Genomic DNA, 11,818 nt, shown 5'->3' with positions numbered 1-11,818 from the left:
GCGAAATCAGGCTGGTCCGGTGTCGGGCGAATGCAATCGACCGGGCACTCGGAGACGCAGCTGGCGTCGTTGCAACAACGCTGCGTGATTACGTAGGCCATATTTGCAGATCCTCGAAAATGTGCGTTCCCCGCCGTCGGGTCGCCTGCGGGAAGCGCGAACGGCAGGCAGGACACGGGAATGGTACTTCGTACCGAAAGGGATACGATAATTGCGGTTTCGGTGACCTGAGGGTAGTCCCGGTCGTAGGGGATCTCGATGTCGCGGCAGTGGAAGCGATGGTTGGCGGCGTTTCCGCGTCGGCGGGCGACGCGCTCACATGCCGGTCCGGCCCGTGGTCGCGCGTGCATCGCCAGTTCGAGTTCCGGCTTCTTCTGCGCGAGGAAGCCGGCCCGCCGCCGGTCATCGTGGTCGATCCCATGGGCGCGCTCGGTTCCCGTACTGGCCTTGGACAAATTACTTTACTATCGGTAACGTAATTCGCGTCCGTAGGCCCGCGCCGGGACGTCGACTACGAGTCGGTCGCGTTGCCGCGGATCTTCGGTATCGGTGCGCGGATGCGCGTCGATGGCACTGACTATCGGAAGGGCCGGTTTATGGATCCGAGCAAATCCCACGGCTGGCGGCGAGCGCGTGTGAGGGCCTCGCGAAATCGTCACGACCGTTTCCCATCGCCCTCGAGTCACCGCCGGAGCGGACGAACGCACTCTGTCGCCACGGCGGCGATCGGGATGGTCGTGTCTGTGCTCGTCGTGGTGTTGGGGGTGGCTCCGTTGGCTACTGCCGCACCGAGCGAGGGTCGCACCCAGGGACCTTGCGACATCTATATGGCCGCCGAATCACCATGTGTCGCGGCTTTCAGCACGACGCGCGCGCTCTCCGCGACTTATCGAGGGCCGCTCTATCAGCTCGAGCGGGCTTCTGACCGGGCCTCGCTCAACATCGGTGTGCTGCCCGATGGATACGCCGACGCGGCCGCGCACGACGAGTTCTGCACGGGCACCACGTGCGTGTTCTCCAAGGTGTTCGACCAGTCGCCGAACCACAACGACCTCGGACTTCCGGAGCCGTTGTCGTTCGAGACGCACGGCTTACTCCGACTGATCCCGTTCCATCTCCTGGACGCGAGCCTTCTGCCCATCGTGATTGCGGGGCACAAGGTGTACGGGATGTACTTCGACGGTGAGCATTCCGGATACCGAAACAACCAGACCGCCAACATGCCGATCGGCGATCAGCCCGAAGGCATGTACATGGTGGCGGGTGGCGACCACTTCAACAGCACGTGCTGTTTCGACTTCGGTAATGCCGAGACCGACGACACCGACGACGGTGCGGGCACCATGGACGCGGTCAACCTGTCGACCATATGCTGGTTCCCCAACGGGGTCGGCGCAATGCCGAACTTCTTCGGCGGCGTCCCGCCGGACTCGCAGTGCAAGGGCGGTGGCCCGTTCGTTCAAGCGGATCTCGAGAACGGCTTGTACGGGTCCAATACCGGCGTTAGCCAAGACCCCGGCTACGTCGGAGAGCAATACCCGTATGTCACCGCGATGTTGAAGAACGACGGCACGAATTTCTTCGCCCTCAAGGGCGGCAACGCCCAGTCGGGGGTGCTGTCCACCCGTTACGCGGGCCCGCTGCCACCCAAGCCTTTTGTTCCGAACCCGGCCGACGGCAACGGCTACTCACCCATGCGTAAGCAGGGCGCGATCATCCTGGGCACGGGCGGCGACGGCGGCTCGGGCGCCGGGGACTTCTTCGAAGGTGTGATCACGAGGAACCTGCCGACCGATGAAGCCGAGAACGCGGTCCACGCCAACATCGTCGCCGCCGGGTACGGGTCACCTGCACCGACGAGGTAGGTATTCCGCAGCATTCGTATCAATCCGGCGAAATGGTCGATCTGCGGTCGATTCGGTCTTGCGACCGATCGACCGCAGTCCGGAGCAGCGACAATTCGTCCCGAGTCGACAGATCTCAGTGTGCCCGAACAGATTCGGAAAGGATGTGTCATGCTTCGAGAGTCCTTCGATCAGGACTGGTACGTCGGAAAAGGCGATGTCACAGTAGCGGGAGCGCGGGTTGGGCCGGTGACCCTGCCCTATGACGCGATGTTCTTCGAGGCGCGCGACCCCGACTGCAAGAACGGGGGCAACACCGGCTTCTACCCGGGCGGTGTGTACCGCTATTCGAAGTCGTTCACGGCTCCGGAAGAATGGCGCGAGCGGACGGTGGTTCTCGAGTTCGAGGGTGTCTATCACCGCTCACAGGTCTTCGTGAACGGTCGGCTCGCTGGCGGTCGTCCCTCGGGGTACGCACTGTTCCACGTCGTACTGGACGATTTCCTCGTTTCCGGGGCCGACAACACTATCGAGGTCGTGGCCGACAATTCGGATGAACCGAACAGCCGCTGGTACACGGGCAGCGGCATCTATCGTCCGGTGCACCTGATGGTCGGCGGACGCGTTCGCATCGCCCCGACGGGCGTGCGTATCGCGACACAGGCGCTTTCCGGATCGATGGCGACCGTCAGCGTCGAGACACTTGTGGTGAACGACTCCGAGGCAGCGCGGACGGTGACGGTGAGCGCTCGGTTCACCGGCCCGGACGGAGCGGCCCTCGCGCCGACGACCGGCGCACTCTCCGTTCCGGCTCACAGCACGGCGACGCTGCGCCAGGAGGTTTCGGTCGCGGAAGCGGCGCTCTGGTCACCCGACACCCCGCACCTGTATCGGGCCGAGGTCACCGTCGCGGAGGGGGACGAGAGGCTCGACACTTCCCGGGAAGAGTTCGGTATCAGGACGCTGACCGTCGACGCTCGCAACGGCTTGCGAATCAACGGTAGTGCGGTGAAACTACGCGGGGCGGCGATCCATCACGACCACGGCGTGATCGGTGCGCACACGCTCGACGCGGCCGAAGAGCGGCGGATCCGCATCTTGAGGAAAGCCGGGTTCAACGCGATCCGCAGTTCGCACAACCCGGCCTCGCGGGCGTTGCTGCGCGCCTGCGACCGGCACGGCATGCTCGTCATGGATGAGCTCACCGACGCGTGGTTCGTGCCGAAGGTGAAGTACGACTACAGCCGATACTTCGAACAGTGGTGGGAGCGTGATCTCGAAGCCCTGATCGCGAACGACTTCAATCATCCGTCCGTCGTCATGTATTCGATCGGAAACGAGATCTCCGAAACCGCCGCACCGCGCGGGATCGCCGCCAACCGTCTGATCGCCGAGAAGACCCGTGAGCTCGACCCGACACGACTGATCACCAACAGCGTCAACGGCTTCCTCAACCTCATCGCCTCGCGCGATGACGCGAAGATCGAGAAGAAGGTCGAATCAGCCCGGACCGGCGAGGAGAATCCGAACAAGAATCTCATCCGCGTCCTGAACCTTCTGCTCGGTGTGCTCGACAGAATGCTCGAGCGCATCGTCAGGCTTCCCGCGGTCGATAGACGCACTCGTGAGATCTACGCGGAAGTCGATGTCGCGGGGTACAACTACATGGTCGGCCGATACGAACTCGACGGAAAGCTGCACCCCGATCGGGTGATCGTCGGAAGCGAGACCCGAGCCGCGCAGACGGCGACCATCTGGAAGAGGATCGAACACATCCCTTACGTGATCGGTGACTTCGCCTGGACCGGCTGGGATTACATCGGCGAGGCCGGTATCGCGGTCAAGCAGTACGGTACGACCAAGCGCGCGATCTACCACCCGTACCCGGCTTTGCTCGCCGGGGAGCCGGTGATCGACATCACGGGGTTCCGTCAGACCCAGTCCTACCTCGACGAGATCGGCTGGCATCTTTCCTCAGGGCCGTACGTAGCCGTCGAACCGGTCGACCATTCCGGTGAGAAGGTGATGGACACCGGCTGGCGGGCTACCAATTCCATCGCGAGCTGGAGTTGGGAGGGGTGTGAGGGGCGTACAGCGACCGTCGAGGTATACGCCGACGCCGCGTGGGTCGAGCTCCAACTCGACGGCGAAAGCGTGGGATCCGCGCCATCGGGGCCGGACAGGGATTATCTCGCGAAGTTCACCCTCCCCTATCAGCCGGGCCGGCTGACAGCGATCGCGTACACCGAGGACGGCAGCGCGATCGGACGTCGGACTCTGGTCAGCGCGACCACCGGCACTCGGCTGACGGTCGTACCCGAGACCGCCACGCTGCGGGCCGATGGCGGCGATCTCGCCTATATACCGATCTCGATCACCGATGACGCGGGAACCGTACGCCCCCTGGCAGATCGACCGGTCACGGTGCGCGTCGAGGGTGCGGCCACACTGCTCGGACTGGGAAGCGCGGAGCCAATCACCACCGAAGGTTTCGCCACCGACACCCATCGCACGTTCAACGGACGCGCTCTCGCGGTCCTCCGCGCTGGCCACGAAGCGGGAGAGGTCGGTGTCACTGTCACCGCCGACGGGTGTGATCCCGTCCGGATCCAACTGCGGGTTATCGATCCCGATACATCAACAGATTCCCCTCCGGGCAGCGGACGGAGGAATAATTGGTCGCCTGCCTCGGGGACAGTATTGCGCGTGGAAAGCTCGGCGCGGATTCGGTGACTGGGTTAGCTCGCGCGGATTCGGGACGCTTCTTCATCAACGCCGGGGTCGGAGGTGATCTAGCGTGGAACATAGATCAGCGCCTCGATGCTGTTGTCGCGCTCCAGCCCTGACGTTGTCACCTGCTCGTGGGGACCAACGATATCGGCGCCGCTTTCAGCCCGGCAGCACAGTGGATGTATCGGACGCTGCGGCGCGCACCACGGACGCCCACCGTCTCCTTGGCACATCGATAACCTCGACAGGATCCTGTGCCGCCTCACCCGTGAAACCGGCGCGCGCGTGATAGCCCTGGATATTCCGCCGATCGGCGGGCATCGGCACCGAGATGAACTGAAGGTCGGCACGTACAACAACGAACTATGGCTCGAGGCCCCCGAGTACGGAATCGAACCGCTCCCGTTACGACAGCGGCTCGTCGAGTTGATTCCCGAAGGACTTCGGGCGCCGGAGCTCGGATTCGCGATGAGCAGGGCGATCGACACCAGGGGCAGAGCCCTCTCACTCAGGCATTCGGAGAGTCATGTGATCACATTTCGAGGCAGAACGGCTATGTCGTCACCATCGATGGAATACATACATCTGTCCGACTGGTGGGAATGTCATCGAAGCGTTGGTGAAAGCCGATCTCTGACGGTCTGGGAGAATCTGCTCGCATTCGGCACTCCAGTGCCGTGACTGTCAGGTTCGTCGCCAGGACGACCGCTGTGTTCAGCGCTGGTCATGCCTGCTCAGCCAGTCGGTCATAGTCGCGATCGCCTCGGGGTAGCCGCGGGAGCCGGGCTTGTTCAGGAAGCCGTGACGGGTTTCGGGAATCACCGATGTGCTGAGCGGGACGTTCACGGCGCGCAGGTGATCGGCGAATGCCTCGCTCGAGGCACGCAGTGGGTCGCGGTCGGCATCGACCAGCAGGGTGGGGGGGAACCCGCGGACGTCGGCGGTTCCGGGAAACACGGCGGGGTCGGCGAACAGTTCGTCGGTTCCGACATAGTTCATCGTCATTCGGCGAAAGATCTCCGGTGCTATGCCCAGTCGCGCGATGCCACGCAAGCGGGGGCGCAAGTTCGGGGAGATCGCGGGGAGTTGGGCGTGGAACAGTCCGTATACCAGGAGCAGGCCCGCGGGGGCCGCGGTCATGTCCTGTCGTACCCGCATCGTGGCGGAGGCCGCTAGGCATGCGCCCGCGCTCGCGCCTCCAAGGATGACGGCGCGGCCGTGGTGCCTGCCGACGGTATCGAGCACGGCGTCGGTAACGTCGTCCACGGGTACGGGGTATCGGTTCGTCGAGGGTTTCAAGCGAAATCGGCCGATCAGTGCGAAAGCTGGCACCAGCCGATACTCGACCGTCGTGACAGGACGACCCGTGGCCGCGATGGCTGTCGCGACCACGTGTGATTCCGGCATGTCGAGGTCTCCGGAGCCGAAGCCTCCTCCGTGCACCCACACCATGGGGGTGTTCGTCGTGGTCACCGCCGGTCGGTAGTCGCGCACGCGGAAGTCCCCGTGGCGGCCGGTGACGGTTCGGTCTTCGGTGGTGACAGGCGATTTGTCGATGGTCATGGTTCTCTCGATGCCGAGCGGCGATCGGCGAGTGAGGGCCGATCGCCAGGATGTGAGCGGAATGTGAGGACTTACGGGTGCTGTGCCAGCCAGGCTTCGAAACCAGCGATGAGGATCGTCAGGTCGAAGTCGAGGCGGTCGGCCTCCAGCACGCGAAGCTCGGGAAGGATCCGTCGTAGAACCGGGAGTTCGCCTTCGGGCAACTCGTCGAGGACACGCAGGATCTCGACTCTCGAGGGATGCTCCCCGAACTGGTCGGTGAGAAGTTGGGCGCGAGCGGATTCGTGGGCGACGGCTGTGATGAGAGCCAGCGCTCTTCCTGTGGCGTCGTCCCCGAATCCGGCGTCCAACAGAATCTCGGCCAACTGTTCGGCCGGCTTCATCAACGCCCACGTCGATACCTGGGTGACGTAGATGCCGAGCGTGCGCTCTCGCAGGAGTGCGTCGCGCGTTCCCACGGCGAACACTCGGACCGCGGCCTTCCAGTCGGTCTTCGGCAGGACCAGATCCTCGAGTTGGGCCGCCAATGCCTCCGCGCCCATGAGCGCGAGCAGTTCTTCGCGTTTGGAGATGTGATAGGTGACTGCCTTGCGGTCGACGCCGAGGCTGTCTGCGACCGCTTGCAATGTGAGCTTCGCGGGATCGAGATCGGCGGCGGCGGCCAAGATCACCTGCCTGGTCAGATTCGCACGGTGACCAGGACCACGCTGCCCCGGGTTTCTTCGGCGGCGGGCGGGGACATTCTCCGAGCTGTCGGGCGGCGGGGACTGTTGGTTACTCACAATGTCTTTCTATCCGGGGCGGCGCGGTCAGGAGTAGCGGAGCCCGAAGCCGTATCGATAGGTCGGGGCGGCGGTGTCGTGAGGTGTGTCTGATCGGCTGGCTTCGACAGCCGCCATCGAGGAGGGAATGTCGAAGGGCAGCTTGCCCTCCGGGGCGGCTTCGCCGAACAGTACCTGGACGAACGCGGTTTCCGAGGCACCGAAGTTGGCGATGATCGATGCGGCGGCCTGCTCGACATCGGCCAGGATGGCGGGGCGGTCGAGGTAGATGTCGATGACGGTGGGGACCTTCTCGCAGATCTCGGTGATTCGCGATACTTCCTCGGCGGGGAACGCGAGGGAGCCTGCGTGGAAGAATGATTCGGGGGTTCCCGGTTCGCCGCGCGATTGCCACGGTGCGGCCAGTCGCAACACGGCCACATCGGCTTCCTCGGGGGTGTTCACCACCGAAGCGCGGTCACCGACCGCCTGGGCGGAGAGTCCCTCCAGATACAGCCGCAGGCCACTCGACAGTGGTAGGGAAGCGGGGCCCTGGTCGGCGTTCTCGAGAAGAGTGTGCGCGGCGGCCTGAGCCGCGAGTCCTTCGGCGCGTGCCTCGGGGGCGCCCACCAGGCGATCGGCGCTGTCGGGGTCCACGAACGGGTTTTCGAACAGGCCCAGCGCGAACTTCTCACGCAGGAGTCGTCGCACGGAGGAGTCCAAGCGTTTCTCTTCGACCTTGCCCGCCTTCACCAGAGCGACAAGGACTTCCGGTTTGCTCTCGCCGCCGAACTGATCGATTCCGGCGTCCAAGGCCTTGCGCATGCGTTCTTCGTAGGTGAGATTCTCCACGCCCCAGCAGGTGTTGCCGAGAATGCCCCAGTCGCTGCACACTATTCCGTCGTAGCCGAGTTGCTCACGCAGCAGATCGGTGATGATGGCCTTGTTGAAACTGAAGCCGACCTCTTCGTACTCGGTGCCGACGGGCATGCCGTAGTAGGGCATGATCTGCGAGACGCCCGCCGCGATGACGGCCTCGAACGGTTGCAGGTGCAGATCGAAACGTCCTCCCGGATAGACCTGCTCGCGGCCATAGGCGAAGTGCGGATCCTCACCGTCCTTCTGCGGCCCACCGCCGGGGAAGTGCTTGGCCATCGCCGACACCGACTCCGGCCCGACGCTCTCTCCCTGAAGCCCGCGCACGTAGGCGACCCCGAGACGGGAGACGAGTTCGGCGTCTTCGCCGAAGGTGCCGCTCGTGCGTGCCCAGCGCGGCTCTGTGGCAAGGTCGATCTGCGGGTGGAGCGCTGTTCTGATGCCCACCGCGAGGTACTCGCGCCGTGTCACGTCCGCGAAACGCTCGACGAGTTGCTCGGAGCCGATAGCGGCGAAACCGAGAGGTTCGGGCCACTGACTGAAGGGACCGGCCATCAGCGCGGTCAGCGGGTTGTTGGTGAACGAGTTCCTGGGATCGCTGGACAGGGTCACCGGGATGCCGAGCGGATGCCTCGACGCGGCCTCCTGCACGGTGTTGTGCCACACCGCGATTTCACGGGCCGATGGGACGAACAAGGTGCTGAAGTGGTTGATGCGTTTGTCGAGCGACGTGCGCAGCGCGGGTTTTCCGAACTGGCCCGGCTCATCGAGATCGGAGACGAACGCCATTTCGTGGAACATCAGCCCGGCCTTGTCCTGCAGGGTCATCCGGGAGAGCAGGTCCTCGACCCGCTGGTCGATCGGCAGCGATGAGTCCCGGTAGGGGTGGCCGGATTCGGTGGAGTTCACGAGTGAGTCGTCCTTATCGTTTCGGGGTAGGCGGACTATCGAGCACGTTTCACCGGGATGATGGCGGCCGCGGCGGCGAGAACGACCACCGCGGCGACGACCCACACCGCACGGTAGCCCCCGGCCAACGCGACGACCTGTCCGCCGATGATGGGACCGATGCCTTGGCCGAGGTTGCCTGCCATGCTCGCCATGCCCAGGTCGCGACCCGCGGTCTTCTTGTCTTCGATGACGTCGATGAACAGGGCTTGATCGACCACGACGTACCCGCCGAGGGCGACGCCGGCGATCACGGCTTGTACGAACAGCGCGGGCACAGATGCCCAGACCAGCGGCACGAGCATCGACGCCGCCATCAGGACCGAGGTCCAGAACACGAACGGCTTGCGGCGTCCTATCCGGTCCGACCAGCGTCCGGCCACCACCATGGCGACGAGCATGCACGGCAGGGCCGCCACTTGGAGCAGCGGTGCGATCTTCGTCGCCTCGGAGGGGCTGAGGGCCGGATGGACGTAGCTCTGCAACATGTAGATCGAGTACAGGATGGAGATCGAGTATCCGAACATCATGACGATCTTGGCGAACCAGACCCAGCGGAAATCGGAGTCTCGCAGCGGGATCACGAACGACCGGAGGGTGTCCGTCCACTCCATCGGCGCAGTCGTGAGCTGCATCGATGAGCGGTCGCGGCTGATCAGCACGAACAGTGCCGCGAGGACGACGAATGCCAGCGCGAACGGGTAATAGGCATCCAAGCCGAGAGTGTCGAAGGCAAGTCCGGCGCCGACGGCGCCGACGGCCGCTCCGAGCATCGAACACAGACCGGAGATGGCGGACGCCATGCCGATTCTCCGCGCATCGACACGATCAGCGACCGTTGCTGTGAGAGGGACGGAGCTGACGTTGAGCAGGAGTTGGGAGAGAGCCCAGAACACTGCCATGTACGCGATGGTCGGGGAGTATCGCAGGCCGATCAGCAGCAGTGTGCCGAGAACGGCGCCACCGACGATCCAGGGGGCGCGCCGTCCCCATGGCGACCGGGTTCGATCCGAGAGCACACCGGTTATCGGCTGGATGAACATCGCGACGAAGACTGCCGCGGCTTGGACGTAGGACAGACTCTGGGCACGCGCGGACTCGAACCTGTCCAGGATTGTGAGCAGGCGTTGCTGGTCGACGGAAGGGGTGACCGACCCCGACTCCACCTGTGCCTTCAGATCGCTGAGTTGGTGCAGATCGGCCCCACGGTCGGCGCCGGTGAAGAAATTGTCGAACTCGATTCCCTGCACCTGGTTCGGTAGCAGGATCCCGCCGACCGCCCCGAAGAGCATGAAGAAGCCCATCAAGGCGAAGGCGTAGGAAACCACGTAGCGGCGGAAGGGGCGTCCTTCGCTGACCTTCGCGGAAGTGCCGGGCTCGGTGGGGATGTCATCGGCCGGGCTGCTGGCTTCGGCCAGCCTGTGAGACTCGTTCACGCAGACAACTTCCTCTGGATGCGCGGAGAGAGACGCAATTCAATTCCCATACGGGAATCAATTCCCGTATGGGAATATCGTGCACGAGGGTGTCCGAGGGGTCAAGTTCGTGAATGCGCGGACCTGCCTCTCCGTAACGCGAGGCGATGACGTGGTGTCGAATGCTCTCGAACCGGCGCTTCGAAGGTTGCTTCGGGGTGTGATGCTTCATCGTTGCCCGACGGCCTGTCTCCGTCGGCTCTGTCGAGCCGAGGATGGCAGGCGACCTTTGCCTGGAAGTAGGCGAATCCGCTTCGGTCCCTTGACGTTTCCTGTCCGAGTCGGCACGATATTCCTTCATGGGAATAATTCCTATTAGGGAATTCAAGCAGGTGTATGCGCCGCAGTCTGTGATCACCGCCGCCGCAGGTGGCCGAAGGTATTCGGCATCATGTGGACTGGGTGAGTCGTGAGCAGGCCGGGACGCATGCGACGGTTCGTCCCCGCGAGAGTCCGGGTCCGCGCAGCGGCCGGTCGGGTGCGCGTTCGCGAGATTCGACCTCCGTGGTCAGCGTGGAACATATTGGGGGTGATATGTATTGCCGCGAGCATGGTCGTCGTCGCCAACCTCGGGACTCGCTCCGACGCCGAGCCTGTCGCCGGGGCGTCCCGTGGCGGGAACGGCACCGTGCACAGTTGGACGTACACGTCGTCGAGCGGTACCAATCCGTATCTCGTCTATACGCCGCCGAGCTACCGCTCCGGTGACTCGTGGCCCCTATACGTCAATTTGCACGGTTGTTCGACGACCGCGGAACAGCAGATGTACTCGACGGGGCTCAACGAAGTGGCGGACAGCGAGCAATTCCTGGTCGTATATCCGGATGTGCACGAGGCGACCGCGGGGGGATGCTGGCGCGCGTTCTTCGGTGATCCGGCGAGCGGGCAGCGTGGTGCGGGCGGTGACGCCGACATCGTCGCCGCCATCACCCGGGCCACGATGGAGCGCTACACGGTCGACCCCGAACGCGTCTATCTGATGGGTATGTCGTCCGGGGGATTCCAGGCGAGCGCCGGCGGTGCTGCCTATTCCGACCTGTACGCGGCGATCGGGGTCAGCGCCGGAGGCGGCTACGGCATGAATGTGTCGTGCGCCGCGCTGACAGACGATGTCGTACCGCTGTACGCCCGGGAAGCCGTCGCGCAGATGCGCTCCGCGGCGAGGGTCATGCCGTTCTTCGCCATCGGCGGGACCGTCGACCCGTTGGGTGAGCAGTCGGCTCCGGGGGGATGTAGCAGACTGGCCTTCGCGCAGTGGATGGCAACAGACAACCTGATCGCGAGCGCCGCCGGTGCCGACGTCTCCTACCAACTCGATCCGAACGCGACAGTCCACGGTGCGATACCTGATGGCTACAACTGGACGAAGCAGGTCTTCGGCAACAGGGCGGGCTGCCGGATAGGGGAGCGGTGGATAGTCGACGGTATGGGCCATTTCTGGTCGGGAGGCTCGAGCGATCCGCAATGGTCTCGCTGGTCCGACCTGCGGGGGCCCGACGCCTCAGCCGCTTCCTGGGACTTCTTTCGTCGGTTCACGAAGAGCGGCGGACCGGGGCGTGGTTGCGCCGGGGAATAGGGCGCAACCTGAAAGCCATGTCGGAGACCGCACGCTGTCGCCGTG

8 protein-coding genes are annotated in these 11,818 nt (G+C 64.3%); 3 read left to right on the top strand and 5 right to left on the bottom strand.

From position 1 onward, the window contains the following. The coding region (locus JZ792_RS30255) for a 4Fe-4S dicluster domain-containing protein (RefSeq protein WP_216915875.1) at nucleotides 1–455 on the bottom strand (455 nt) is incomplete at its 3' end. Nucleotides 456–743: 288 nt separating this feature from the next. Here JZ792_RS30255 and JZ792_RS30250 point away from each other — a divergent pair. Both JZ792_RS30250 and JZ792_RS30245 read left to right on the top strand, forming a co-directional pair. Further along, nucleotides 744–1,865, top strand: coding sequence for an arabinofuranosidase catalytic domain-containing protein (locus JZ792_RS30250; RefSeq protein WP_216915867.1), 1,122 nt, complete (start codon nucleotides 744–746; stop codon nucleotides 1,863–1,865). 150 nt (nucleotides 1,866–2,015) lie between these two features. Then, nucleotides 2,016–4,577, top strand: a complete 2,562-nt coding sequence (locus JZ792_RS30245; RefSeq protein ID WP_216915865.1) for a glycoside hydrolase family 2 TIM barrel-domain containing protein — start codon at nucleotides 2,016–2,018, stop codon at nucleotides 4,575–4,577. Nucleotides 4,578–5,288: 711 nt separating this feature from the next. Here the strand turns inward: JZ792_RS30245 and JZ792_RS30240 are convergent. The 4 genes from JZ792_RS30240 to JZ792_RS30225 all read right to left on the bottom strand — a co-directional run bounded on the left by JZ792_RS30240 (nucleotide 5,289) and on the right by JZ792_RS30225 (nucleotide 10,158). Continuing rightward, a complete protein-coding gene (locus JZ792_RS30240; protein ID WP_256461509.1) occupies nucleotides 5,289–6,026 on the bottom strand; it encodes an alpha/beta hydrolase in 738 nt (245 codons plus the stop codon). A 182-nt stretch (nucleotides 6,027–6,208) separates the two neighbouring features. Then, a complete protein-coding gene (locus tag JZ792_RS30235; protein WP_216915861.1) occupies nucleotides 6,209–6,919 on the bottom strand; it encodes a TetR/AcrR family transcriptional regulator C-terminal domain-containing protein in 711 nt (236 codons plus the stop codon). Between the two features lie 27 nt (nucleotides 6,920–6,946). Next, entirely contained in the window at nucleotides 6,947–8,683 is a 1,737-nt protein-coding gene (locus JZ792_RS30230) for a glycoside hydrolase family 3 protein (protein WP_216915859.1), read from the bottom strand. A gap of 35 nt (nucleotides 8,684–8,718) precedes the next feature. Further along, complete coding sequence (locus tag JZ792_RS30225) at nucleotides 8,719–10,158, bottom strand: MFS transporter (RefSeq protein ID WP_216915857.1); 1,440 nt, start codon at nucleotides 10,156–10,158, stop codon at nucleotides 8,719–8,721. A gap of 589 nt (nucleotides 10,159–10,747) precedes the next feature. Here JZ792_RS30225 and JZ792_RS30220 point away from each other — a divergent pair. Continuing rightward, the gene (locus JZ792_RS30220; RefSeq protein ID WP_216915855.1) at nucleotides 10,748–11,773 is read left to right on the top strand and encodes an extracellular catalytic domain type 1 short-chain-length polyhydroxyalkanoate depolymerase; all 1,026 of its coding nucleotides are present in this window, start codon (nucleotides 10,748–10,750) and stop codon (nucleotides 11,771–11,773) included. Nucleotides 11,774–11,818: the final 45 nt, after the last annotated feature.

Source organism: Nocardia noduli (genome assembly GCF_019038455.1).
Lineage (GTDB): Bacteria > Actinomycetota > Actinomycetes > Mycobacteriales > Mycobacteriaceae > Nocardia > Nocardia noduli.
Note: the sequence above shows the minus strand (reverse complement) of the source record. Positions and strands in the feature narration are given on the sequence as shown.

Bases quoted from the DNA above. Each gene is read 5' to 3' on its own strand.
- JZ792_RS30240 (WP_256461509.1), bottom strand. From the start codon at position 6,026: ATGGTGTGGGTGCACGGAGGAGGCTTCGGCTCCGGAGACCTCGACATG.
- JZ792_RS30220 (WP_216915855.1), top strand. From the start codon at position 10,748: ATGGTCGTCGTCGCCAACCTCGGGACTCGCTCCGACGCCGAGCCTGTC.
- JZ792_RS30245 (WP_216915865.1), top strand. From the start codon at position 2,016: ATGCTTCGAGAGTCCTTCGATCAGGACTGGTACGTCGGAAAAGGCGAT.